General features: G+C 68.7%; 20 protein-coding genes and 1 riboswitch. Of the genes, 12 read left to right on the top strand and 8 right to left on the bottom strand.

Features of this window, described 5'->3' with window-relative positions:
- Nucleotides 1–62: 62 nt before the first annotated feature.
- The 5 genes from E5843_RS03270 to E5843_RS03250 all read left to right on the top strand — a co-directional run bounded on the left by E5843_RS03270 (nucleotide 63) and on the right by E5843_RS03250 (nucleotide 5,558).
- Entirely contained in the window at nucleotides 63–1,187 is a 1,125-nt protein-coding gene (locus tag E5843_RS03270) for a GGDEF domain-containing protein (RefSeq protein ID WP_136411816.1), read from the top strand.
- 98 nt (nucleotides 1,188–1,285) lie between these two features.
- Complete coding sequence (locus E5843_RS03265) at nucleotides 1,286–2,581, top strand: NupC/NupG family nucleoside CNT transporter (protein ID WP_134674863.1); 1,296 nt, start codon at nucleotides 1,286–1,288, stop codon at nucleotides 2,579–2,581.
- Between the two features lie 7 nt (nucleotides 2,582–2,588).
- Nucleotides 2,589–3,551: a ribokinase gene (locus E5843_RS03260; protein WP_134674865.1), complete on the top strand. Its 963-nt coding sequence runs from the start codon at nucleotides 2,589–2,591 to the stop codon at nucleotides 3,549–3,551.
- A gap of 52 nt (nucleotides 3,552–3,603) precedes the next feature.
- The gene (dusB, locus tag E5843_RS03255) at nucleotides 3,604–4,617 is read left to right on the top strand and encodes a tRNA dihydrouridine synthase DusB (protein WP_136411815.1); all 1,014 of its coding nucleotides are present in this window, start codon (nucleotides 3,604–3,606) and stop codon (nucleotides 4,615–4,617) included.
- A 107-nt stretch (nucleotides 4,618–4,724) separates the two neighbouring features.
- A complete protein-coding gene (locus tag E5843_RS03250) occupies nucleotides 4,725–5,558 on the top strand; it encodes a methyltransferase domain-containing protein (RefSeq protein ID WP_134674869.1) in 834 nt (277 codons plus the stop codon).
- On the opposite strand, the gene E5843_RS03245 is transcribed toward E5843_RS03250, so the two are convergent.
- Both E5843_RS03245 and E5843_RS03240 read right to left on the bottom strand, forming a co-directional pair.
- On the bottom strand, nucleotides 5,552–6,577 hold the full coding sequence (locus tag E5843_RS03245; protein WP_134674871.1) for a metal-dependent hydrolase: 1,026 nt from the start codon (nucleotides 6,575–6,577) through the stop codon (nucleotides 5,552–5,554). The two genes, E5843_RS03250 and E5843_RS03245, sit on opposite strands and share 7 nt — an antisense overlap.
- A gap of 6 nt (nucleotides 6,578–6,583) precedes the next feature.
- Nucleotides 6,584–7,327: a UPF0149 family protein gene (locus E5843_RS03240; protein ID WP_134675373.1), complete on the bottom strand. Its 744-nt coding sequence runs from the start codon at nucleotides 7,325–7,327 to the stop codon at nucleotides 6,584–6,586.
- Between the two features lie 127 nt (nucleotides 7,328–7,454).
- On the opposite strand from E5843_RS03240, the gene metK reads away from it, so the two are divergent.
- Nucleotides 7,455–8,681, top strand: a complete 1,227-nt coding sequence (metK, locus tag E5843_RS03235; RefSeq protein ID WP_134674872.1) for a methionine adenosyltransferase — start codon at nucleotides 7,455–7,457, stop codon at nucleotides 8,679–8,681.
- Between the two features lie 72 nt (nucleotides 8,682–8,753).
- On the opposite strand, the gene E5843_RS03230 is transcribed toward metK, so the two are convergent.
- Together E5843_RS03230 and E5843_RS03225 are read right to left on the bottom strand one after the other, a co-directional pair.
- Nucleotides 8,754–10,472 carry a LysM peptidoglycan-binding domain-containing protein gene (locus E5843_RS03230; protein WP_141065667.1) on the bottom strand — a complete coding sequence of 573 codons (1,719 nt, stop codon included), beginning with the start codon at nucleotides 10,470–10,472 and terminating at the stop codon, nucleotides 8,754–8,756.
- A 252-nt stretch (nucleotides 10,473–10,724) separates the two neighbouring features.
- Nucleotides 10,725–13,232: a S9 family peptidase gene (locus E5843_RS03225; protein WP_141065666.1), complete on the bottom strand. Its 2,508-nt coding sequence runs from the start codon at nucleotides 13,230–13,232 to the stop codon at nucleotides 10,725–10,727.
- 709 nt (nucleotides 13,233–13,941) lie between these two features.
- A riboswitch (S-adenosyl-L-homocysteine riboswitch) is annotated at nucleotides 13,942–14,056 on the top strand.
- 36 nt (nucleotides 14,057–14,092) lie between these two features.
- Here E5843_RS03225 and ahcY point away from each other — a divergent pair.
- Nucleotides 14,093–15,553 carry an adenosylhomocysteinase gene (ahcY, locus tag E5843_RS03220; RefSeq protein WP_136411812.1) on the top strand — a complete coding sequence of 487 codons (1,461 nt, stop codon included), beginning with the start codon at nucleotides 14,093–14,095 and terminating at the stop codon, nucleotides 15,551–15,553.
- A gap of 189 nt (nucleotides 15,554–15,742) precedes the next feature.
- Here ahcY and E5843_RS03215 read toward each other — a convergent pair whose 3' ends face one another.
- The 3 genes from E5843_RS03215 to E5843_RS03205 all read right to left on the bottom strand — a co-directional run bounded on the left by E5843_RS03215 (nucleotide 15,743) and on the right by E5843_RS03205 (nucleotide 18,016).
- A complete protein-coding gene (locus E5843_RS03215) occupies nucleotides 15,743–16,153 on the bottom strand; it encodes a hypothetical protein (RefSeq protein WP_134674880.1) in 411 nt (136 codons plus the stop codon).
- Nucleotides 16,154–16,179: 26 nt separating this feature from the next.
- Complete coding sequence (locus E5843_RS03210) at nucleotides 16,180–17,340, bottom strand: zinc-dependent alcohol dehydrogenase (RefSeq protein ID WP_134674882.1); 1,161 nt, start codon at nucleotides 17,338–17,340, stop codon at nucleotides 16,180–16,182.
- A gap of 118 nt (nucleotides 17,341–17,458) precedes the next feature.
- The gene (locus E5843_RS03205) at nucleotides 17,459–18,016 is read right to left on the bottom strand and encodes a DUF3228 family protein (RefSeq protein WP_141065665.1); all 558 of its coding nucleotides are present in this window, start codon (nucleotides 18,014–18,016) and stop codon (nucleotides 17,459–17,461) included.
- A gap of 95 nt (nucleotides 18,017–18,111) precedes the next feature.
- Here E5843_RS03205 and E5843_RS03200 point away from each other — a divergent pair, with 95 nt between their 5' ends.
- From E5843_RS03200 to E5843_RS03185, 4 genes are all read left to right on the top strand, one after another.
- A complete protein-coding gene (locus tag E5843_RS03200) occupies nucleotides 18,112–18,435 on the top strand; it encodes a BolA family protein (RefSeq protein WP_136411810.1) in 324 nt (107 codons plus the stop codon).
- A 64-nt stretch (nucleotides 18,436–18,499) separates the two neighbouring features.
- Nucleotides 18,500–19,360, top strand: a complete 861-nt coding sequence (gene metF / locus E5843_RS03195; protein WP_136411809.1) for a methylenetetrahydrofolate reductase [NAD(P)H] — start codon at nucleotides 18,500–18,502, stop codon at nucleotides 19,358–19,360.
- Nucleotides 19,361–19,494: 134 nt separating this feature from the next.
- Nucleotides 19,495–20,076: a DUF4124 domain-containing protein gene (locus tag E5843_RS03190; protein ID WP_141065664.1), complete on the top strand. Its 582-nt coding sequence runs from the start codon at nucleotides 19,495–19,497 to the stop codon at nucleotides 20,074–20,076.
- 68 nt (nucleotides 20,077–20,144) lie between these two features.
- Nucleotides 20,145–21,056 (top strand): branched-chain amino acid transaminase, encoded by a 912-nt coding sequence (locus E5843_RS03185; protein ID WP_136411808.1) that lies wholly within the window; start codon nucleotides 20,145–20,147, stop codon nucleotides 21,054–21,056.
- 254 nt (nucleotides 21,057–21,310) lie between these two features.
- On the opposite strand, the gene E5843_RS03180 is transcribed toward E5843_RS03185, so the two are convergent.
- The gene (locus E5843_RS03180; protein WP_136411807.1) at nucleotides 21,311–21,898 is read right to left on the bottom strand and encodes an alpha-ketoglutarate-dependent dioxygenase AlkB family protein; all 588 of its coding nucleotides are present in this window, start codon (nucleotides 21,896–21,898) and stop codon (nucleotides 21,311–21,313) included.
- A gap of 95 nt (nucleotides 21,899–21,993) precedes the next feature.
- Here E5843_RS03180 and E5843_RS03175 point away from each other — a divergent pair, with 95 nt between their 5' ends.
- Complete coding sequence (locus tag E5843_RS03175; protein WP_136411806.1) at nucleotides 21,994–23,640, top strand: electron transfer flavoprotein-ubiquinone oxidoreductase; 1,647 nt, start codon at nucleotides 21,994–21,996, stop codon at nucleotides 23,638–23,640.
- The last annotated feature ends 2 nt before the right edge of the window (nucleotides 23,641–23,642 follow it).

Genomic DNA, 23,642 nt, shown 5'->3' with positions numbered 1-23,642 from the left:
TGTAGCGAGCCGTGGCGGTGGGCCGGCGCTATGCTCCGGGCGGGGCCGCGTGCGGGGAGACCATGGGCGACGCATCGAAACCTGCAGGCGGGGTGCCCGGGCTGTTCTCGCGCCCGGACGCGCTGCTGCTCGACACCGGCGCCGATGGCGAACTGCTGGTCGCGCGCGTGCGCGCATTGCTGTCGCTGCTGGTGCTGTCGTTGCCGTTGCTTGCCGCGCTCGATGGAGACGGCCGCGAAGTCGCGATCGGCCTGGCGGCGGCGGTGGTGGTCAATGCAAGCGCCCAGCTGTGGCTTGCGCTTGCACGGCGTCGCGTGCGCTGGCTGCCATTGGCGACCGCGACGCACGACGTCAGCGTGACCACGCTGGTGCTGGTGCTGCTCGCGCGCGACGACCCGGCGGCCGGTCTCAACAGCATGGTGGTGTGGTGCTTCTACGCGGTGGCCATCGTGCTCACCGCATTGCGCAACGACGTGCGCCTCGCGCTGTACACCGGTGCGCTCGCGATCGCGCAGTACGCGGCGCTGTGGTGGCTGGTCACGGCACTCGCACCGGGCGACGCACTGCCCGCGTCGTATGCCTACGGCGTGGTGTCGCTGGGCACGCTGGGCCAACGGCTGGTGCTGCTGGCGATCGTCACCGGCATTACCGCGGTGGTCGTGCGCCGCATCCAGCGCCTGATCACCGTCGCCGGCCATGACGCGCTGACCGGCCTGCCCAACCGTGCCTGGCTGCTGCAGCACCTGCCACAGGATTTCGCCGACGCGCGCGCCAGTGGCCGCAGCCTCAGCGTGGCCCTGCTGGATCTCGACGGTTTCCGCCGCATCAACGAAGTCGCCGGGCACCCGGCCGGCGACCGCGCCCTGCGGCATGTCGCCGCGGGACTGTCAGGGTTGCTCCACGAAGGCGAGCACGCGGCGCGGATCGGTGGCCAGGAGTTCGTGCTGCTGCTGCGCAGCCCGATCGGCAGCGCGTGGGAGCGACTGGATGGTCACCGCCGGCTGCTGGCGGAGCGTCCGTTCCAGCCCGGCCGCGGGCGCGACGGCGTCACCCTGCGTTTCAGCGCGGGGCTGGCCGCGTGGCCACAGGACGGGGGCGACGCTTCCGCCCTGCTGGGCGTGGCGGATCGTCGCCTCAAACAGGCCAAGGCGGATGGCGGTGACCGCGTGGTCGCCCGTGAGCGCTGACTGAACAGGCATCCAGCGGCGCGTGAAGATTCCGTGATATTGCCCCCGCCGGCGCCCTCCCCTACGCTGCGCGGTCTGCTGGCGCCCAGGGGCACTCGATGGAAGTACTGGCACGGGTCGGATTCGGCCTGTTCGGACTGGTGGTGCTCCTCGGCATCGTCTGGTTGTTCTCCAACAACAAGCGTCGCGTCGACTGGGTGCTGGTCGGCACCGGCGTCGCGTTGCAGATCGCCTTCGCCGCGCTGGTGCTGCTGGTGCCGGGCGGGCGTGAGGTCTTCGACTGGCTCGGCCACGGGTTCGTGAAGATCCTCGGCTTCGTCAACGCCGGTTCCAGCTTCATCTTCGGCAACCTGATGGACGTGGACACCTACGGGTTCATCTTCGCGTTCCAGGTGCTGCCGACGATCATCTTCTTCGCCTCGCTGATGGCGGTGCTGTACCACCTCGGCGTGATGCAGGCGGTGGTGCGGGTGATGGCGCTTGCGATCACCAAGGTGATGCGCGTGTCCGGTGCCGAGACCACCAGCGTCTGCGCCAGCGTGTTCATCGGCCAGACCGAAGCGCCGCTGACGGTGCGCCCGTACATCTCGCGGATGACCGAATCCGAGCTGATCACGATGATGATCGGCGGCATGGCGCATATCGCCGGCGGCGTGCTGGCGGCCTATGTCGGCATGCTCGGCGGCGGCGACCCGGTCGAACAGGCCTTTTATGCCAAGCACCTGCTGGCAGCCTCGATCATGGCGGCGCCGGCGACGCTGGTGATCGCCAAGATCCTGATCCCGGAAACCGGCGAGCCGCTGACCCGCGGCACGGTGAAGATGGAGGTCGAGAAGACCACCAGCAACATCATCGACGCCGCGGCAGCGGGTGCCGGCGACGGCCTGCGGCTGGCGCTCAACATCGGCGCGATGCTGCTGGCCTTCATCGCGCTGATCGCGATGATCAACGCGCCGCTGACGTGGATCGGCGAGATCACCGGGCTGCAGGAATCGCTGGGCCGTCCGCTCGACCTCGCCACCATCTTCGGCTTCGTGCTGGCGCCGATCGCCTGGGTGATCGGCGTGCCGTGGGCGGACGCCGGCGTGGTCGGCTCGCTGATCGGCCAGAAGGTCGTGATCAACGAGTTCGTCGCCTACCTGCAGCTGGCCGACATCGTCAACGGCCGCGTCGAGGGCGTGGCGCTGAGCGAACAGGGCCGGCTGATCGCCACCTATGCGTTGTGCGGGTTCGCCAACTTCAGCTCGATCGCGATCCAGATCGGCGGCATCGGCGGGCTCGCGCCCGACCGGCGCCAGGACCTCGCCCGCTTCGGCCTGCGCGCGGTGCTGGGCGGCACCATCGCCACGATGATGACCGCCACCATCGCCGGCGTGCTGACCACGTTTGCCTGAGGTCGGCATGGCAGTGGCACGCGCAGGCGTCGTCGTCGTCGGGTCGTTCAACGTCGACCATGTATGGCGTGCCACGCGCTTGCCGCGCCCCGGCGAAACCCTGGCCGGCGTGTACAGCACCGGCCCCGGCGGCAAGGGCTTCAACCAGGCGGTCGCTGCGCGCCGTGCCGGTGCGGACGTGCGCTTCGTCTGCGCATTGGGCGATGACGCCGGTGGTGCGCTTGCCCGTGACCTCGCCGCTGCCGACGGCATCGACCTGCAGGCATACGCAAGCGATGCACCGACCGGCACCGCGGGCATCTACACCGACGACGCCGGCCGCAACTCGATCGTGATCGGCCCGGGCGCCAACGCCGCGCTCGATGCCGGTTTCGTCGAGACCCATGCCGATGCGCTTGCCGGCGCCGCGGTGGTGCTGGCGCAGCTGGAATCGCCGCGCGACGCGGTCACCACCGCGCTCGCGCACGCACGCCGCGGTGGTGCGCTGGCGATGCTCAATCCCGCGCCGGCCGATGCCGTCGTCGACGCCGCGCTGCTGGCCAGCTGCGACCTGCTGACGCCCAACGAAAGCGAGTTCGCCGCACTGCTGGCTGCGCACGGCCACGCGGTGATCGACGACGAGACGGTGGCCGCGCTCGACGATGGCGCGTTGCACGCGCTGTGCCGTGCGCTGTTGCCGCAGGGCACGGTGGTCGTAACCCTCGGCGGCGCCGGCTGCTTCGTCTCCCATGCCGACCCGGCGCGTTTCGGCGATGCCGGGCCATTCGCAAGGATCCCGGCCCACCCCGCACGCGTGGTCGACACCACCGGCGCCGGCGATGCCTTCAACGGCGCACTCGCCGCGGCCATCGCCCTGCAGCCGCAGCGCGCCTTCAGCGCGCAGCTGCGCTTCGCCAGCCGCTATGCGGCCGCCTCCACCGAGCGCCCGGGTGCGGCGGCGTCGATGCCACTGCTGCGCGCCGACGCCTGACTGACGGATGGCGTGGCCCGGCTGCGCTGGCGCCACCGCCTACAATGCCGCCATGCAGATCGGCCCCCACCGCATCGACCCCCGCGTGATCCTGGCCCCGATGGCCGGGGTCACCGACAAGCCGTTCCGCCAGCTGTGCAAGCGGCTGGGCGCCGGGCTCGCGGTGTCGGAGATGACCACCAGCGATCCGCGCTTCTGGAACACGCGCAAGTCATTGCACCGCATGGACCACGTCGGCGAACCGGATCCGGTGTCGGTGCAGATCGCCGGCACCGAGCCGGCGGTGATGGCCGAGGCCGCGCGTCACAATGTCGAGCACGGCGCGCAGATCATCGACATCAACATGGGCTGCCCGGCGAAGAAGGTCTGCAACGCCTGGGCGGGCTCGGCACTGATGCGCGACGAGGCGCTGGTGGGCCGCATCCTCGATGCGGTGGTGGGCGCGGTGGATGTGCCGGTGACGCTGAAGATCCGCACCGGCTGGGATGCCGATCACCGCAATGCGCCGTCGATCGCGCGCATCGCACAGGAAGCGGGCATCGCCGCGCTCACCATCCACGGCCGCACCCGCGACCAGCAGTACACCGGCCATGCCGAGTACGACACCATCGCCGCGATCAAGGCGCAGCTGGCGATCCCGGTGATCGCCAATGGCGACATCGATTCACCGGACCGGGCCGCCCTGGTGCTGCGCCGGACCGGCGCCGACGCGGTGATGGTCGGGCGCGCCGCGCAGGGCCGGCCGTGGATCTTCCGCGAGATCGCCCACTTCCTCGCCACCGGCGAACGCCTGCTGCCGCCGACGCTGGCCGAGGTGCGCGACGTGCTGCTCGGCCATCTCGAGGCATTGCATGCGTTCTATGGCGAACAGAGCGGCGTACGCATCGCACGCAAGCACCTGGGCTGGTATGCGAAGGACCGCCCCGAGCATTCCGCCGAGCAGCGCGCGGCGTTTCGCGCGGTGGTCAACCGTGCCGAGACCGCGCAGGCACAGCTGGCGCTGACCCGCGACTACTTCGATGCGCTGATTGCCGGCGTCGCGGTGGAGTGGTCGAGCGCGGCCTGACGTACGGCCGCGCCGCGGCCGGCAGTACGCCACAGTGTTGCGGATGCATGCCGGCACGCACACGCCCGGCTTCCTAGAATGCGTTTCGCCCTCCACGCGCCACGCCCATGAGCGACCTCCCTCCCGGCATCGACTTTCCCTACCTGCACGGCTTCTCGCCGACAGAGCAGGCGCGCCTGGTGCGCCAGGCCCGGCTCGCCGAATCGACGATCTTCCGCAACATCGACTACCCCGGCGCAAAGCGGCTGCTGGAAGTCGGCAGCGGCGTGGGCGCGCAGACCGAGATCCTGCTGCGCCGCTTCCCGGACCTGCACGTGACCGGTGTCGACCTCAGCACCGCGCAGCTCGACGCGGCGCGGGCACGGCTCGGCCAGCTGCCGTGGCTCCAGGACCGCTACGACTTCCAGCAGGCCGATGCCACCGACCTGCCGTTCGAACCGCGCAGCTTCGATGCCGCCTACCTGTGCTGGGTGCTCGAACACGTCCCGAAACCGGCACGCGTGCTCAGCGAAGTGCGGCGGGTGCTGGCGCCCGGCGCGCCGGTCTACGTGACCGAGGTGATGAACGCATCGTTCGTGCTCGACCCGTACTCGCCCAACGTGTGGCGCTACTGGATGGCCTTCAACGATTTCCAGTACGACAGCGGCGGCGATCCGTTCATCGGCGCCAAGCTCGGCAACCTGCTGCTGGCCGGCGGATTCCGCGACGTCTCCACCGAGGTCAAGACCTTCCATTTCGACAACCGCGAGCCGGCGCTGCGCAAGACCATGATCGCGTTCTGGGAGGAACTGCTGCTGTCGGCGGCCGACCAGCTGATCGAGGCCGGTTGCGTCACCGCCGAGGTCGTGGATGGCATGCGCCGCGAGATCGCCCAGGTGCAGACCGATCCGGATGCGGTGTTCTTCTACGCCTTCATGCAGGCGCGCGCGACGGTCTACTGACTGCCCGCTGGCGGCTGGTGCCAGATCCGCTGCCACAGCCCGGCAAGCTGCTCGCCGCGACCGGCGTCGCCCGGCAGCTGGCGCGGTGGCGCCACGGGACGCCATTTGCCGTCGTCATACAGCCGCGCCACGGCGAAGTTGAAGAAGTAACCGGGCTCTAGCCCCATGCGCAGGTCGCTGAGCACCAGGGTGTCGCCATGCACCTGCGCGCGCATGAAGCCGTGGGTGAACCAGTCCAGCCGCTGCACCACCGGAAGATCCCGCGCCGCGGCCAGCGCCTGCACGTCGGACCCGTGCGCGCGGAAGCGGATCGGTCCGCGGTCGGCGACCACCGAGCGCTCGCCCTCCAGGTATCCATCAGGCGTCATCACCACCACCCGCCACAGCAGGGTGTTGAGCGGCATCGGCACCGACAGGCGCGGTGCGTCGGCCAGGCCCATCGCCGCCAGCGTGCGCGTGGTCTCGCGCTCCACCATCGCCTTGGCCAGCAGCGACCAGCCGATATAGGCCGTGCTCAACGCCAGTCCAGCGACCAGCGCTGTGCGCGCGAGCGGCTTTGCGCCCGCCCATAGCGCCACCAGCACGCCGACCAGCAGCCACGCGGTGTAGGCCGGGTCGATGATGAAAAGGCTCGACCACATCACCGGCGGCAGCGGCAGCGGCCACAGCAGCTGGGTACCGTAGACGGTGAATGCATCCAGTAGCGGATGCGTCACCAGCGCCAGCTGGAACGCCCGGAACCACGCCCGCGGCGCCTCGGCCACGCGCCCGCCGCGGCGCTGGAACCACGCCCACAGTGCCCACGCCACAAGCGGCAGCACGAACAGCGAGTGCGACAACCCGCGGTGCAGCGTCATCTGCGCGACCGGGTCGTCGGTCAGCAGCCACAGCGGCAGCGAGTCGAGGTCGGGCAGCGTGCCCAGCACGGCGCCTACGCCCATCGCGGCGCGCCGGTGGCGTGCGGGCACCACCGCCGCGGCGACCGAGGCGCCGAGGAGGATCTGGGTCAGCGAATCCATTGCCGGTCAGTGCACCGTGCTGCCGCAGCACTTCTTCCATTTCTGGCCGCTGCCGCAGGGACAGGGATCGTTGCGGCCGGGCAGCGCGTCGCGACGGATCGGCTCGCGCGGGCGCTGTGCTTCGAAGCGCATGAGATCCAGGTCCTGCAGCAGCGCGGGCACCGAGGCCAGCAGGCCCCAGCGATCGTCGAAGTCGAGCAGGTCCGCGGCATCGAGTTCCATCTCAGCGGCGTGCTCCGGCGTCGCCACCGACATCCGCATCAGGTCCTGGACGTCGAGCGCGAGATCGGCGTCGGCGTCCATCCATTTCGTCCACGCATCGGCACGCAGCGACATGCCCTGCAGGAAGCCGGCAGCCCACAGCGCACCCACCGGGAAGTCGCGCGGGATCGCGTCGATGTCGTCGTCCTCGCCATCCTCCAGCTCCGGCAGGCCCACGAACGGCATCAGCTCGTAGGCCGCATCGGCATCGTCATCCACCGGCAGCGGCTGGCGGATGCGCCAGGTGATGTGCTCCCACAGCTTCTGCAGCAGTTCGACCAGTTCCGGCGCCGCCTCGCCATCGCCGAGCACCTGCGGCAGCGCCTCGTCCGGCAGCACCGGTTCCGGTCCCACGATCAGCGCGGAGAACAGCCCGTCCACGGCCTCCAGCGGCATGCCATCGCCGTCGCCGGCGTGGTCGTAGAGCAGCGCCTCGAGCCGGGCGAGGTCGTCGTCATCGAACGGCGAGGTTTCGGGTGTGGGGGTCATGGCGGATCTCCAGCAGCGGCCATCCAGTTTAACCAAGGCGCAACGCCGCACCGGCGAACATGCGTGCGGGCGCCGGGAGCTGTATCATCCGCGGCCATCTTTTCATCCGAATACAAGGATATTGCCGATGTCGAGCTACCTGTTCACCTCCGAATCGGTGTCCGAAGGCCATCCGGACAAGGTCGCCGACCAGATCTCCGATGCCGTGCTGGATGCGATCCTCACCCAGGACAAGCGTGCCCGCGTGGCCTGCGAGACCATGGTGAAGACCGGCGTGGCGATCGTCGCCGGCGAGGTGACCACCAGCGCGTGGGTCGACATCGAGGAACTGACCCGCAAGGTCATCAACGGCATCGGCTACACCAATTCCGACGTCGGCTTCGACGGCCACACCTGCGGCATCCTCAACCTGATCGGCAAGCAGTCGCCGGACATCGCCGCCGGCGTGGACGGCACCGACAAGAAGGCGAAGAAGCCCGAGGAACAGGGTGCGGGCGACCAGGGCCTGATGTTCGGCTATGCCTGCAACGAGGCACCGGAATACATGCCGGCGCCGATCTACTACAGCCACCGGCTGGTGGAGCAGCAGGCCAAGGTGCGCAAGAACGGCAAGCTGAAGTGGCTGCGTCCGGACGCGAAGAGCCAGGTGACCTTGCGCTACGACGAGAACAACCAGGTCGCCGGCCTCGACGCCGTGGTGCTGTCGACCCAGCACGACCCGGGCATCAAGCAGAAGGACCTGATCGAGGCGGTGCGCGAGTTCATCCTGAAGCCGGTGCTGCCGAAGAAGTGGATGGACACGCTGCCGAAGAACAAGGTGCACATCAATCCGACCGGGATCTTCGTGATCGGCGGGCCGGTGGGTGATTGCGGCCTGACCGGACGCAAGATCATCGTCGACACCTACGGCGGCATGGCCCGCCATGGCGGCGGCGCGTTCTCGGGCAAGGATCCGTCGAAGGTCGACCGCTCGGCCGCCTACGCCGCGCGCTACGTGGCCAAGAACGTGGTCGCCGCGGGGCTGGCCGACAAGTGCGAGGTGCAGGTTTCCTACGCGATCGGCGTCGCCGAGCCGACCTCGATCTCGGTCACCACCTTCGGCACCGGCCGCATCCCCGATGCGCAGATCGAGAAGCTGATCCGCGCGCATTTCGACCTGCGCCCGTACGGCATCATCAAGATGCTCGACCTGATCCACCCGATGTACCAGGCGACCGCCGCGTACGGCCACTTCGGCCGCAAGCCGAAGGAGTTCAGCTACGTCGACGCCGAGGGCAACACCGTGGCCGCGACCGCGTTCTCGTGGGAGCGCACCGATCGCGCCGACGCGCTGCGGTCCGACGCCGGGCTGTGAGCTGATCCACCCGTTGCACATGAAGAGGGCCGCGCAAGCGGCCCTCTTCGTTTCCACGCTCGGTCGGCGGGATCAGGAGGTGCCGACCTCGACATCGATGCGGCCGTGCACATCGTTGGCATTGTCGCCATCCGAACCCGACGCGATCCGGAACAGTTTCTCGATGAACCCGTAGGGTTCGTTGTTGAGGTTGCGCGCCAGCGAGACCGCGAAGTCCGTCGGCGTCGGCGAGTAGCCATCGCTGCCCAGCATCACCGCCAGGTCGGGGTGGGCACCGCCGTAGCCGACGCCGTCGACGGTCGACCGGGTCTGGTCCATCAGCCCCTGCATCTGTGACTCGCTGAAGGTCAGGGTGACCGTATCGCCCGCCTCCACCGGCCCATTGCCCTCCGCCGAACCGGTCAGGGCAACGTTGAACAGGGTCGCCATCGCCTGCTCCTCGGCCGCCTCGTTGGCACCCATGAAGCGGTCGAACCAGCCATACGCCGGGCGGTCGGTGTTCACCTCGAATGTGTAGCTGCGTTCGCCCGGCAGCTCGTTGCCCTGCGCATCGAAACGCTGCTCGATCGTCAGCGGCACGTTGCCGCCATAGGTGAGGTCGGTGGTGAGCGAGTACGAATTGTCGGGATAGGTGATCTTCACCGAGCTGCCGGTGTTCGCCTGCCCGCCCAGGGTCACGTCGACATGCTTGCCCAGTTCCGCGCGCAGCTGGGTCTGCGAGGAGAAGTCGACGCGTTCGATCGTGGCCACGTCGGACACGCCGGCGGTCTCGTGCGCGACCTGGCCGGTGGCATTGAAGTGCTGCAGCGCGGCCTGCCCTTCCGGGGTGGTGATGTCGAACTCGGCGGTCTGCAGGGTGGCGCCGTGCAGCTGGTCCTCGCGCCCGGCCATGACCTTGACGTCGCCCACCGACACGCCGACGCCGTTGAAGGCATTGATGGTCTCGGTGGGGCCGGCAGTCACCCGCACGGTGTTCTCATCCACGCGCTCCATCACGTAGCTGGTGCCCTCGGAACTGTTCACTTTGGTCTGCGTGCCGATATAGCGGAACGACGCATCGAACGAGGTGTTGACGTAGTCGCTGCCGTTCAAGGTCACGCTGCCGCCCACCGGGATGGTCGTGGGGTCGAATGGATTGACCTGCGCGGCCTGCTCGACGGTGGCCTCGCCCGGCAGCGAGACCTTGTACTTCGCTTCGACACCGGTGGTGATGCCACCGCTGACGTCCAGGCCCCCCTTGCCGCCGCCCGCGCTCAACTCGCCGGACACGCCGACCTGCGCCTGGGTGGCGACGGTGAAGCTGGTATGGGTGTCGCTGTGGCTTTCGGTCACGGTGACCGAGGCTTCCTCGGAGACGCTCACCGAAAAGCCCGCCGTATCCCTCCGGTTGCTGCCTTCGGGGCGGCTGTTGTCCAGCTCGGTCTTCTGCTTGTCGGTGAGCTTCACCGACACGCTGTCGGGCTTCCAGGTGATGGAGCCATCGTCGTTCTTGAGGGTGACCTTGACGTCGGTGGTCGAGTGCGTGGCACTGCCGGCGTCGATGTCGCCGCTCACGCTCTGCGGCGGCGGGGGGATCTCGAGCACGTCGCCGCGGGCGATATTGCCGCCGAGCCCGAGCTGCGGATTGGCAGCGCGGATCGCCTGCGGGCTCACCGCGTACTGCTCGGCCAGCGACTGCAGGGTGTCGCTGCCGGTGGCACGGTGCTGCACCGGCTGCGTGCGTTCCGCGGGCGGTGGCGGGGGCGGCGTCGGGATATAGGCGCGGCCACCGTCATGGATCATGTGCACCATCTTGGAACTCCGGCGATCGGAATGGATGGTTGCAAGTGTCCGATGCCGGTCCCGGCGAGGCAGCTGGGGATGACCCTAGGGAGCCGGGGCGGTGCCCTGCCTGGGCGAGCCTGCTGCCCTCACCCGGCGCTGCGCGCCACCTTCTCCCGCAGGCGGGAGAAGGGTTGATCGGGCCGCGATGACAGTCGTCGCGGCATCTTTCCGGCGTGCATAGACAAGTTGCGGCGAGGCCTCGCCTGCGCGCCCGGCGCCTCAACGTGCAGCGGCTTCCTGCCCGCGTGGCGGCGCGTTGCGCACGTGCGTCTCCAGCCACTGATGGGTCTCGTGCAGCATGTGCAGGATCGACTCGCGCGCGCGGTAGCCGTGCGATTCGCGCGGCAGCATCACCAGCCGCGTGGTGCCGCCGAGGCCCTTGATCGCCGCGTACATGCGCTCGCTCTGCAGCGGGAACGTGCCGGAGTTGTTGTCCTCTTCGCCATGGATCAGCAGGATCGGCTCGCGGATCTTTCCGGCGTGGTTGAACGGCGACATCTGCTGGTAGGTGTCCTGCGCCTGCCAGTAATTGCGCTCCTCGGCCTGGAAGCCGAACGGCGTCAGCGAGCGGTTGTAGGCGCCACTGCGCGCGATGCCGGCGCGGAACAGGTCCGAATGCGCCAGCAGGTTGGCGGTCATGAAGGCGCCGTACGAATGGCCGCCGATGGCGATGCGGTCGCGCTCGGTGACACCGCGGCGTACCACCTCGTCCACCGCCGCCTGCGCGCTGGCGACCAGCTGCTCGATGTAGGTGTCGTTGGGCTCGGCATCGCCCTCACCCACGATCGGCATCGCCGGGTCGTCGAGGACCACATAGCCCATGGCGAGATAGGCCAATGGCCCCCAGTAGCTGACCGTGTTGAAGCGGTACGGGGAGTCGGTGACCTGGCTGGCGGCGTCGGCGGATTTGAACTCCTGCGGATAGGCCCACATCAGCAGCGGCCGCGGGCCGTCACGCTGCGGATCGTAACCGGGCGGCAGGTACAGGGTGCCGGTGAGTTCGACGCCGTCGTTGCGGCGGTAGCGGATCTGCTCCTTGGTCACATCCCGCAGCTGCGGCGTGGGGTGTTCGAACGCGGTCAGCGCGACCGGATCCACGGCGGTGCCAGCGAGGGTGCGGACGAAGAAGTTGGCCGGTTCGATGGGCGATTCGCGGGTGGTGAGGATGCGCGTGGCGTCGTCGTCGAGCAGCGCGCGCGGCATTTCGTACCACGGCGCCTGCGAATGGAACAGGCGCTTGCTGCGGCCATCGGCGAGGCTCTGGCGGTCGAGGAACGGGCGATCGCCCTCCGGCGATGCGCCCTCGCCGATGCGGTAGATGCTGTTGCCGTCGGCACCCACCAGCAGGCGCGAGAACCCGTTGGCATCGGGCACCGTCACCGGCGAGCCCGGGTCGGCGTAGCGGTCCTCGTAGGAGCCTTCGCGCAGCAGCTGCGGCGCACGGTCGCCGTCCGGCGCAAGCCGCCATTCGCGGATCTGCCGCGTCCGCCACCAGTACTCGTTGAGCAGCGCGAGTTCGCCATTGCCCCACGCGGTCCCGGCATAGCGCATCGACAGTTCGGCCAGCACCGTCGGCGACCCGCGGAACGGCGCCGCATGCATGTACACGCGATCACGGACGGCGGCCTCGACCGACGGATCACCGCCATCCTGTGCTTCCGCCCACACCAGCGTGGCCGGGGCATCGGTGCGCCACGCCACGCGGCGCACGCCGGTCGGCACGGCATCGTTGCCGGTCGGCAGGCCTTCCACCAGCGGCAGCGTGGCCACGGTATGGACGACGCGTCCGTCGAGTGCGACCACGTCGATGCGACGCGGGAATCGCGCATACGGCACCAGGTACGAGAACGGCCGCTCGAGGCGCTGGCGCAGGATGTGCCGGCCATCCGGCGAGATCGCCATGCCGACGTGCAGATCGGGCGTGCCGACCGGCGTCACCCGGCCGCGCAGGTCGACCCGCGCGATCTGGGTGGTGAGGAAATGCGCGAACACCGCCTCGTCGTGCGGATTGCGCAGCAGGTCCTGGAAGGTGCGCAGGCTCTGCACCACGCCGCCACCGGCGGTTTCCTGGATGTTGGGGCCGGTGGGGATGCCGGCATCGGCGGGCGGCTCGCCCTGCCCCTGCGGGCGCAGCTGCACCAGCAGGCCCTGGCTGTCGGGCAGCCACTCGAACCCGGTGCCGACCACCGTGTTGAGCGGCTGCCCGATGAGCCGCCGCGCGCGCGCGGCAGCGACGTCCACCACCCACAGCTCGACGCGTCCTGCGTTCGCATCGACCTGGGTGAATGCGATATGGCGCTGGTCGGGCGACCAGCTCATCGCGTCCATCGCCAGCGGTTGCGGCAGCCCGGCGATGCGGCGTTCCTCGCCACCCCCGATGGCCTGCAGCCACAGGTCGTCGACGAACGAGAAGCGGCTGGCGGAATACGTGCGCGGATGGATGCGCAGGCCGCCGAGCTTGAGCTCCGGCTGCGCGACCACGTCGATGCCGGGCAGCGCGGGGCTGCGCAGGTAGGCGGCAAGGTCGCGACGCGGCGACAGCGACAGCCGCGGCGCGCGCGGCGCATCGACCAGCACCTGCAGTTCGGGCGGCGGCAGGCGATAGCCACTGGTGTCCGCCGCAGTCGCAGCGTCGGTGGCCGGCGCACGCGCCTGCGTCAGCGGCGGCGCCGCGAGCAGCGCGATCAGGAGCAGGGGGCCGGCGTAGCGATGCAGGCGTGAGGTCATGTCGGGTCCCGGAATGGCGACCGTCGAGGATAGCCGCCACGCATATGCGCTGGCCTGTGAGGTTGGTCATGCGATGTCGCGGAACTTCTGTGCCGCGGAAGACGGTAGGTGATGACGCGCACAGGGAAGGCTTGAACAAATCGACTTTGCTCGTCATCCCCGCGAAGGCGGGGATCCATGGACATTGATGTTCAAGCGCTCAGGTCCGAAAGGACCAGGTATTCGGCTGTCGAGAGCGCCGCCTTCGCAGGAACGACTGCAATAACCCAGAGCTTCCATGGCTGGATGTGGCGCGGTCCGGTCGGGGCGGCACCTACGGAGTCAAAATGCAGGGTGACGTGGAATGCGGCGGCCACGGGTGGGCGACGCGGCATTCCACACCGGGACACGCCGTGAATCCGTCCATGGAGGCTTGTCGGCGCCATCCATGGCGCCGACAGTCCCGCTGCGGAACGCCGCATCGCCCCATCGGAAATCATCGCGAACCGGCAGAAGAGCCTGTCGCGCTGCACCCATACGTGCCGCTTACTGAAGTGCCCCCCTGTCTGTCTGGGCGATAACCCGCGCAGCGCATCAGGTGCGGCCGCTGCGAAGTTGAGGGGACTGCATTGTCCGAACAGCTGACGACCCATGCTTTCCATGACCGCAGGCCGTACGGCACCTGGCGCGCGACGACCGCGGCGGTGCCCTGCGTTTACAATGCCCGGGCCGTGGCGAGGGGCGCTGCGACCGGATCCGCGGGTTGTGCCGCGAGGCCGCATCAACCGATGCGGTGCATCCGGCCAGGCTCGCCACATGCTTCCTGACAACCGCGCCCGACGATTGCGCATCGCCCGCGATGCCTACCGACGGAGCCACACATGAACGCACAGACCAAGCCGGACGCGCGCCGGTTCTCCACCGAGGGCGACTACAAGGTCGCCGACATCTCCCTGGCCGACTGGGGCCGCAAGGAGATCGACATCGCCGAGCACGAGATGCCGGGCCTGATGTCCATCCGCCGCAAGCATGCCGCCGGGGCGCCGCTCAAGGGCGTGCGCGTCACCGGCTCGCTGCACATGACCATCCAGACCGCGGTGCTGATCGAGACCCTGAAGGACATCGGCGCCGACGTGCGCTGGGCCTCCTGCAACATCTTCTCGACCCAGGACCACGCCGCCGCCGCGATCGCGGCGACCGGCACCCCCGTGTTCGCCTGGAAGGGCGAGACCCTGGAGGAGTACTGGGACTGCACGCTCGACGCGCTCTCCTTCCCCGACGGCAAGGGCGGCTTCCTCGGCCCGGAACTCGTCGTTGACGACGGCGGCGACGTGACCCTGCTGATCCACAAGGGCTACGAGCTCGAACAGGGCGACGAAAGCTGGGTCAACGCGCCCGCCGGCAGCCACGAGGAACAGGTGATCAAGAACCTGCTCAAGCGCGTGCATGGCGAGCGCCGCGGCTTCTGGACCACCGTGGTCCGCGACTGGAAGGGCGTCTCGGAAGAGACCACCACCGGCGTGCACCGCCTGTACCAGCTGGCGCAGGAGCAGAAGCTGCTGATCCCGGCGATCAACGTCAACGACTCGGTCACCAAGTCGAAGTTCGACAACCTCTATGGCTGTCGCGAATCGCTGGCCGACGGGCTCAAGCGCGCGATGGACGTGATGCTGGCCGGCAAGGTCGCCGTCGTCTGCGGCTATGGCGATGTCGGCAAGGGCTCGGCGGCATCGCTGCGCGCCTACGGCGCCCGGGTCGTGGTGACCGAGATCGACCCGATCTGCGCCTTGCAGGCGGCGATGGAAGGCTACGAGGTCACCACGATCGAGGACACCCTCGGCCGCGGCGACATCTACGTCACCACCACCGGCAACAAGGACATCATCACCGTCGCCCACATGCAGGCGATGAAGGACCAGGCGATCGTCTGCAACATCGGCCACTTCGACAACGAGATCCAGGTCGAGAAGCTGCAGTCGATGAACGGCGTGGCGCATACCAACATCAAGCCGCAGGTGGACAAGTACACCTTCGCCAATGGCAACAGCATCTTCCTGCTGGCCGAAGGCCGCCTGGTGAACCTCGGTTGCGCCACCGGCCACCCTAGCTTCGTGATGTCGAACTCGTTCGCCAACCAGACGCTGGCGCAGATCGACCTGTGGGCCAACAGGGACACGTACGCGAAGAAGGTCTACCTGCTGCCCAAGCACCTCGACGAGGAAGTGGCGCGCCTGCACCTGGAAAAGATCGGCGTGAAGCTGACCAGGCTCACGAAGGAGCAGGCCGACTACATCGGCGTGCCGGTGGAAGGCCCGTTCAAGCCGGATCATTACCGCTACTGATCGACATTGCGGGCTGTGAAAACAGGAACGGGCGCCTTGCGGCGCCCGTTTTCGTTGTGGTCGAACCAGCCGCTCCTGCTTCGGTCATCCGGGTGAGCGCAGGACGATGCTCCCTTCCTGTCCCGTCTACGTCCATGGACTCCCGCCTTCGCGGGAGTGACGGCGCAGGGCCGCATCGCGTGGGCAGCCTCAGTCGTCGCGCAGCAGCCACCACGCCACCAGCGCGGCGCCCGCGCCCACCGCCAGCGCCTTGCCGGGGTTGTCGCGCACGTCCTCGCAAAGGCCTTCGACCACGTTGACGCGGTCGGCGGCGATCAGCATCAGCCAGTGAGCGATGTCGTTCTCACTGCGCTTGAACGCCGCACGCCGGATCACGCCGCTCAGGCCCTTCGGCGGCAGCCGCGTGCCGAACGTGCGTGAGTGCTCGGGGCGTTCCACCGACTTCAGGACTTCCACGGTCATCGGCTGCTGCGGTGGCGGATCGCTCCACGGCACGTCGAGCCGCGGCGGCGTGCGCTCCATCGGCACGGCCGGTCGATTCTCGCGCTCGAGGTCTGCACCCCAGCCGGGGATATGGGCGAACTTGCTTGCGTTATCCATGGTCGTCTCCCGTTCGTTGCCGGCCATCACGCAGCCTCGCGCGCGCGCGGCGGAATCAGCACCGGCTTGATGCAGTTGTCGCGCTTGTTGACGAAGATGTCATAGGCATCCGCCACGTCTTCCAGCGGGATGCGATGGCTGATGACCTCGCGCGGCGAGATGTGACCGGCGCGGATGTGCTCGATCAAGCGCGGCAGGTGGCGCTTCACGCTGGCCTGGTTCATGCGCAGCGTCAGCCCCTTGTTGACCGCGTTGCCGATGGGAATCATGTTGAAGGTCGGACCGTACACGCCGACGATCGAGATGCGTCCGCCCTTGCGCGCGCTGTTGATCGCCCAGTGCAGCGCAATCGGCGAGCCGGCCTGCATCATCATGATCTTGCCGGTGAACGTGTGGAATGCGCTGCCGCTCGCATCGCAACCAACCGCATCGATACACACGTCGGCGCCCAGCCAGTCGGTCATCTTCTTCAGGTGCGTGGCCATGTCGTCCACTTCCCTGAAGTTGACCGTCTCGGCGTGCGCGAACTTGCTGGCGAACTCCAGCCGGTAGTCCTCGCAGTCGACCACGATGACGCGGCCGGCGCCGAAGAACCACGCGCTCTTGGCCGCGAATAGGCCCACCGGGCCGGCACCGAACACGACCACCGTGTCGCCCTCGCGGATGCTGCCCATCTCCGCGGCCTGGTAGCCGGTCGGGAAGGCGTCGGTCAGCATCACCGCATCCTCGATATGGATGTCATCGGGAATCACCGTCGGGCCGACATCGGCGAACGGCACGCGCACGTACTCGGCCTGGCCCCCGTCGTAGCCACCTGCGGTGTGGGTGTAGCCGTAGAAACCACCCATCGCACTCGCCTGCGAATTGACGTTGTGGCAGTTGCCGTAGAGCTCCTTCTGGCAGAAGTAGCAGCTGCCGCAGAAGATGTTGAACGGCACCAGCACGCGGTCACCGACCTTGAGGTTCTGCACCGATGGGCCGACCTCTTCCACTACGCCGGTGAACTCGTGGCCGATGATCTGGCCGACCCGGGTGTCGGGCACCAGGCCGTTGTAGATGTGGATGTCGGAGCCGCAGATGCAGCTGCGGGTGACGCGGATGATGGCGTCGTTGGGATGCTCGATCTCGGGCTCGGCGACATGGGCGATGCGCATCGTGCGCGGACGCCGGTAGGTGGTGGCCAGCATGGACAGGTCTCCGGTGGGGGTCGGAAACGCCGGAGTGTCCGGCGCGGCCCACGACCTTCGCGCCGACGCCGTGAACGCAGCGCGTGGAGCACGTCGTGGTCGCGTGGAGGCCGCGCGTTCAGGGACGCCAGTTCGCGTTGCGCTCCCAGAAATCCACCGCACGCCGGTACGCATCGCGATCCAGCGCCACGCCGGAGCCGCCCTCGCCGACCCCGAGTGCGTTGCGCATCATCGTGATCGGCGCCATCGGGATTTCTTCCGGCTCCATCGTGTACAGGCAGCCGACCACGCCCCAGTCGGCGTCGATCGGGGACCCTTCCCTGGCGAGCTGCTCGCGGCTGTAGAGGATGGGAACGAGGTGGCGCGCCACCGGTGCGTCCACGCCTTCGAACCAGCGCACCAGCACCGGCAGTTCCTCGCGGGTGCGCGCCTCGTAGGCGGACCGCAGCAGGTGCCGGTTGTCGTCGGTCACCGGCACGGTGAGGGTGCGCGTCGAGGTCCAGTTGCGATGCACGTGCAGTCGGCAGAACGGCGCGTAGCCGGGCAGCACGCGCTCCGGGGCCTCGCTGTTGAGGCGGCGCTCGAAATCCTCCGGGCTGCAGTCCTGGATGGTGTTGGCGCGCACGGGGGACGGGAACAGCCGGGCCCGCGCGAACGGCGTGAGGACGATGGACATGCGGATGCTCCACTGAAACCGCCGAGGGTAGCCCCTACGCCCGGGATGCCGCGACCGACGTGGCATCATCGGATGCCCCGCACCACGGCACCGCCATGACTCCGACCATCGACCGCCTGCGCACTGCGCTGCAGGCGCTGGAACCCCGCCACGTCGAGCTGTTCGACGAGAGCCACATGCACAGTCGTGGCACGCAGACCCATTACAAGGCGGTCATCGTCAGCGACGCGTTCGTCGGCCTGCGGGCGGTGCAGCGCCACCAGAAGGTGTACGCCGTCCTCGGAGGCCTGATGCAGGAGATCCACGCACTCGCACTGCATGCGTGGACGCCGGACGAATGGGACGCCCGCGCAGGCGCGGTGCCGGATTCGCCGAATTGCCGCGGCGGCAGCCGGCACGACACCGGCAATGCCGGCTGAGCTGCTTGCCACTTCCATCGCGATAAAGAGATAGACTCCGGCGACGCCCCATGCCCGCCGCACGATGATCCCGCTCAGCTTCGAGTTCTATCCGCCCAAGACCGACGAACAGCGCGAGCAGCTCGACCGCACCGCGCGCAGGCTCAAGGCGCACGCCCCCGAATACGTGTCCTGTACCTTCGGCGCCGGCGGCTCGACCCTCAGCTACACCCCGGAAACCGTGCGCCGGCTGCGGCAGGAGCATGGTTTCGAGGCCGCGCCGCACCTGTCCTGCGTGGGCGGTACGCGCGAGGAGATCCGCGAGCTCCTGAAGCTGTACCGCGCGATCGGCTGCCGCCGGCTGGTCGCGCTGCGCGGCGATATGCCTTCGGGCATGGGCCATGCCGGTGAGTTGCGCCATGCCGCCGACCTGGTGGCCTTTATCCGCGCCGAGACCGGCGACCACTTCCATATCGAAGTGGCGTGCTACCCGGAGACGCACCCGCAGGCCGACGACGCGCACGTCGACCTGCGCCACTTCAAGGCCAAGGTCGACGCCGGCGCCAATGGCGCCATCACCCAGTACTTCTACAACGCCGACGCCTACTTCCAGTTCGTCGACGATGCGCACCGGCTCGGCGTGGACGTGCCGATCGTGCCGGGCATCATGCCGATCGCAAATTTCTCCCAGCTGCGGCGCTTCTCCGAAGCCTGCGGGGCCGAGATCCCGCGCTGGATCGCCCGCCGCATGCAGGGCTACGGTGATGACGCCGATGCCATCCGCGAGTTCGGTGCCGACCTGGTCGCGCGCCTGTGCCGCCGTCTCATCGAGGGCGGCGCCCCGGGACTGCATTTCTATGCCCTGAACCTGGCCCGCCCGTCACAGGCCGTGCTGGCGCGGTTGGAACTGGCAGAGGACCGGCCGTCCTTGCCCCCGCCCGCTTGAGGCCGCTCGTACCGATCAAGCGCCTGTCCGGTTGACGCGAAGCGGTCCGGGCCGAGTCAACGGAGGAACAGGTATCGGATCCGGCCGGCCCGGTTCATGGCTCCCCATCCGGCCCCGCGCTACGCTTGCGACCGATGCGCCGCCCAGCCGCCCTCGCCCTTGCCCTCCACGCCGCGCTGGCCGGGGCGTTGCCCGCGGGCCCAGGCCACGCGCAATCGATCAACCGTTGCACCGGCGCCGACGGCACCACGATCTACACCGACCGCCGTTGCAGCGACATCGGCGCCGTGACCCGGCCGCAGCGCGCCGGCACAGCGGCGGCCGCGCCGCGTGCCTACCGTGGCTGCGCGCGCAACGTGCAGGACCTGGTGCACGAGGTCAGCGCGGCCATCGACGGCCGCGACGTCAACCGGTTGGCGGGTGTCTACCACTTCGCCGGCATGAGCAGCCGCAGTGGACACCACGTCATGGACCGGCTCGACACGATCGTGCAGCGGCCACTGGTCGGCATCGTGCCGGTGCAGGCCGAGACACCTGCACCGGTGCAGGCCGCCGGCTACAGTGCGTCCACCTTTCCTCCGCTCGCCACCGCCGCTTCGGCACGCCGTCGGCCGGTGGCGTTGCGGCTGGAGCAGACCGTCGGCGATCGCATCACGCCCCGCAGCACGGTGCTTGGCCTGCGCCGCCACATGGGCTGCTGGTGGGTAAGCCTGTAGTCGCTGCCGCCCCACGCCAGCCGTGCCGCTCTGCCAGAATCGTCCTTCCATCCGCCCAGGTCGCGCCCATGCAATATCCCGAATGGATCTGGCACAACGGCACAATCAAGCCGTGGGCCGAGGCCACCACCCACGTGATGGCGCACGCGCTCCACTATGGTTCGTCGGTGTTCGAGGGTCTCCGCGCCTACCGCACGCCCGACGGTCCGGCGATCTTCCGCCTCTCCGACCACAACCGGCGGTTGTACGCCTCGGCGAAGATCCACGAGATCGAGATCCCCTACGGGCTCGACGAGCTCAACGCGGCGACCCGCGAGGTGCTGCAACGGAACAAACTCGACAGTGCGTATATCCGCCCGGTGGCGTTCCGCGGCCTGGGCGGGTTCGGGCTGTCTGCGGAAACACCCGTGGACGTGGCCATCAGTGCCTGGCCGTGGGGCACCTACCTTGGCGAGGGCGTTCTGGAGACCGGCATCGATGCCTGCGTGTCGAGTTGGCAGCGCTTCGCACCCAACACGATTCCCGCCGGCGCCAAGGCCGGTGGCAACTATCTCTCCGGGCAGCTGGTCGCGCGCGAGGCGCGCCGGCTGGGCTTCGGCGAGGGCATCGCGCTGGCGTCGACCGGGCTGTTGTCGGAAGGCGCGGGCGAAAACCTGTTTCTGGTGTTCGACGGCGTGCTGCATACGCCGCCGGTCAGTGCGGCGTTGCTCAACGGCATTACGCGCCACAGCCTGATCACGCTGGCACGCGATGCCGGGCTCGAGATCGTCGAGCGCGACCTGCCGCGTGAGTACCTGTACCTGTGCGACGAGCTCTTCATGTGCGGCACGGCGGCCGAGATCACCCCGATCCGTTCGGTCGACGGGCGCAGTGTCGGTGACGGCAAGGTCGGGCCGGTCACCCGCCAACTGCAGCAGCTGTATTTCGGCCTGTTCGAGGGTACGACGCCTGATCGGTACGGCTGGCTGGACCGGCTGTAGTTCCGGCGCGCAAGGCGCCCTCATCCGGCGCTTCGCGCGCCACCTTCTCCCGCGGGCGGGAGAAGGATTCCATCCACGTTTCACCGACACCCGCTTCGTGCTCTCTCGCCTCACCGCTTCCCGGCTTTCCCGCCGTCGCCCGTTCCAGCCTTCCCAATTGCCGCTATCCCTTTTCCGTCTTCCCTTCTCCCGCCTGCGGGAGAAGGTGCCCGCAGGGCGGATAAGGGCAAGCGCAACACGCCGCGCCCGCACCGTCACCCACGCGGCAGCACGCGACGGAAGGTCAGGTTGATCCGCGGCGCCACCGTCCGCGCGGTCTTCGGCAGCGCGTGCCGGTACAGCCGCTGGGTGTCGCCGGCCATCAGCAGCAGGCTGCCGTGCGGCAAGGTCAGTGCGAGCCGGGCGTCCCCGGCCCGCGCTTTGAACACGAAACGTCGCGGTGCACCCAGGCTCAGCGAGGCGATCACCGGCCGTGGCCCCAGCTCCGACTCGTCGTCGCTGTGCCAGCCCATGCCATCACGGCCATCGCGGTAGAGGTTCGCCAGCACGCTGTTGAAACGCGCACCGGTGACCATCTCGAGCCGGGAGGCGAGTGCGCGCAGTTCCGGCGTCCACGGCCTCGGCACGAACCGGGCTCCCGAATAACGATAGACCGCCTCCGTGTCGCCGATCCACACGCTGCGCCGCGGGCTGTCGACCTCGCGCCCGAACACCCGGATCCGGTGGGTCTCCCAGCTGAGCCCGCCATGCAGGGAATCGAACAAGGCGTCCGCCTCGGCCGCTGACAGCCACTCTGCATCGAAGCCGACGTCGGCACCCGGAAGGTCGAGCGGTTGCAGCATCGGCTGGGGACGACAGAGGACGTGAGGCATCAATTTGCCGCGTTCACCGTGAAAACGCGACAATCGCGTCCTGTGAACCGGGAGTACGAGCGAGCATGAACCAGCCAGCCGACGCCATCGAACGCGACGTGATGGAATACGACGTCGTCACCGTGGGCGCCGGCCCGGCGGGCCTGTCGTTCGCGATCCGCCTGAAGCAGCTCAATCCCGAGATCTCGGTCTGCGTGATCGAGAAGTCCAGCACCATCGGCGCGCACATCCTGTCGGGTGCGGTGATCGAGCCCGGCCCGCTGGATGCGCTGCTGCCCGGCTGGCGCGACAACCCGCCACCGGTCTGCGTCCCCGCCACCGACGACGAGTTCTGGCTGCTGACCAAGGACGGCGGGCGCAAGGCGCCGATCGTGCCGCCCGGCATGCGCAACCACGGCAATTTCATCGTCAGCCTCGGCGCGATGTGCGCATGGCTGGCGCCGCAGGCCGAGGCGCTCGGCGTCGAGATCTATCCGGGCTTCGCCGCCGCCGAGACCCTGCATGCCGAGGACGGCACCGTGCTTGGCGTGCGCATCGGCGACATGGGCATCGCCAAGGACGGTTCGCACAAGCCGGGCTACACGCCGGGCATCGACATCCGCGCAAAGGTGACGGTGCTCGCCGAAGGTGCACGCGGACACCTCACCAAGCGCCTGGTGCGCCGCTTCAACCTCGACGCCGACAGCGATCCGCAGGCGTATTCGATTGGCATCAAGGAGCTGTGGCAGCTGCCCGCCGGGCGCGGCACGCCCGGGAAGATCGTGCACACGCTGGGCTGGCCGGCCGACACCAGCACCTACGGCGGCAGCTTCCTCTACCACCTGGACAACGACCAGGTCGCGATCGGCTATGTCAGCGGGTTGGATTACCAGGACCCGAACTACGCGCCCTACGAGGCGTTCCAGCAATGGAAGCACCACCCGATGATCCGGCCGCTGCTGGACGGCGGGAACATCCTGTCGGCCGGTGCGCGGGCGATCGTCACCGGCGGCTGGCAGTCTCTCCCGAAGGTGGAGATGCCCGGCGCGCTGCTGATCGGCGACACCGCCGGCCTGCTCAACGTGCCCAAGATCAAGGGCACCCACCAGGCGATCCGCAGCGGCATGCTGGCCGCCGAGCATCTCGTCGCCAGTGCACTCGCGCCCGAGGGCTTCGATGCCAAGTTGCGTGCCTCCGACGCCGTTGCCGAGCTGCGCAAGGTGCGCAACATCAAGCCGGGCTTCAAGAAGGGCCTGTGGTTCGGACTCGCCAACGGTGCCTGGGAAACCGTCACCGGCGGGCATTCGCCGTGGACACTGAAGGTCAACGCCGACTGGAGCTCGCTGGACAAACTCGACGAAGGCCGGGTCAAGGACCACGAGCAGCCGAAGCGCGACTACGTGCAACGCGACCTCGCACCGCGCGACCGCCTCGCCGGCGTGTACTTCGCCGCCACCGAGCACGACGAGGACCAGCCCGTGCACCTGCACGTGCACGACACCTCGATCTGCGTGACCCGCTGCGTCGAGGAATACAACAACCCCTGCACCCGCTTCTGCCCGGCCGCCGTCTACGAGATCGTCGAGGACGCCCAGGCCGAACACGGCAAGCGCCTGCAGATCAACGCCGCCAACTGCGTGCACTGCAAGACCTGCGACATCAAGGACCCGTACGAGATCATCACCTGGGTCACGCCGGAAGGCGGCTCGGGGCCGAATTACCAGAACCTGTGAGC

This window comes from Luteimonas yindakuii (genome assembly GCF_004803715.2).
In the GTDB taxonomy this organism is placed as follows: Bacteria; Pseudomonadota; Gammaproteobacteria; order Xanthomonadales; family Xanthomonadaceae; genus Luteimonas; species Luteimonas yindakuii.
The sequence above is the reverse complement of the archived record's forward strand: the minus strand, read 5'-3'. Positions and strand labels throughout refer to the sequence as shown.

Coding starts and splice junctions, on each gene's coding strand:
- E5843_RS03190 (WP_141065664.1), top strand. CDS start 19,495: ATGCGCCGCCCAGCCGCCCTCGCCCTTGCCCTCCACGCCGCGCTGGCC.
- E5843_RS03175 (WP_136411806.1), top strand. CDS start 21,994: ATGAACCAGCCAGCCGACGCCATCGAACGCGACGTGATGGAATACGAC.
- E5843_RS03225 (WP_141065666.1), bottom strand. CDS start 13,232: ATGACCTCACGCCTGCATCGCTACGCCGGCCCCCTGCTCCTGATCGCG.
- E5843_RS03185 (WP_136411808.1), top strand. CDS start 20,145: ATGCAATATCCCGAATGGATCTGGCACAACGGCACAATCAAGCCGTGG.
- E5843_RS03260 (WP_134674865.1), top strand. CDS start 2,589: ATGGCAGTGGCACGCGCAGGCGTCGTCGTCGTCGGGTCGTTCAACGTC.
- E5843_RS03180 (WP_136411807.1), bottom strand. CDS start 21,898: ATGCTGCAACCGCTCGACCTTCCGGGTGCCGACGTCGGCTTCGATGCA.
- E5843_RS03245 (WP_134674871.1), bottom strand. CDS start 6,577: ATGGATTCGCTGACCCAGATCCTCCTCGGCGCCTCGGTCGCCGCGGCG.
- ahcY (WP_136411812.1), top strand. CDS start 14,093: ATGAACGCACAGACCAAGCCGGACGCGCGCCGGTTCTCCACCGAGGGC.
- E5843_RS03270 (WP_136411816.1), top strand. CDS start 63: ATGGGCGACGCATCGAAACCTGCAGGCGGGGTGCCCGGGCTGTTCTCG.
- metF (WP_136411809.1), top strand. CDS start 18,500: ATGATCCCGCTCAGCTTCGAGTTCTATCCGCCCAAGACCGACGAACAG.
- E5843_RS03250 (WP_134674869.1), top strand. CDS start 4,725: ATGAGCGACCTCCCTCCCGGCATCGACTTTCCCTACCTGCACGGCTTC.
- E5843_RS03215 (WP_134674880.1), bottom strand. CDS start 16,153: ATGGATAACGCAAGCAAGTTCGCCCATATCCCCGGCTGGGGTGCAGAC.
- E5843_RS03210 (WP_134674882.1), bottom strand. CDS start 17,340: ATGCTGGCCACCACCTACCGGCGTCCGCGCACGATGCGCATCGCCCAT.
- dusB (WP_136411815.1), top strand. CDS start 3,604: ATGCAGATCGGCCCCCACCGCATCGACCCCCGCGTGATCCTGGCCCCG.
- metK (WP_134674872.1), top strand. CDS start 7,455: ATGTCGAGCTACCTGTTCACCTCCGAATCGGTGTCCGAAGGCCATCCG.
- E5843_RS03230 (WP_141065667.1), bottom strand. CDS start 10,472: ATGGTGCACATGATCCATGACGGTGGCCGCGCCTATATCCCGACGCCG.
- E5843_RS03205 (WP_141065665.1), bottom strand. CDS start 18,016: ATGTCCATCGTCCTCACGCCGTTCGCGCGGGCCCGGCTGTTCCCGTCC.
- E5843_RS03240 (WP_134675373.1), bottom strand. CDS start 7,327: ATGACCCCCACACCCGAAACCTCGCCGTTCGATGACGACGACCTCGCC.
- E5843_RS03200 (WP_136411810.1), top strand. CDS start 18,112: ATGACTCCGACCATCGACCGCCTGCGCACTGCGCTGCAGGCGCTGGAA.
- E5843_RS03265 (WP_134674863.1), top strand. CDS start 1,286: ATGGAAGTACTGGCACGGGTCGGATTCGGCCTGTTCGGACTGGTGGTG.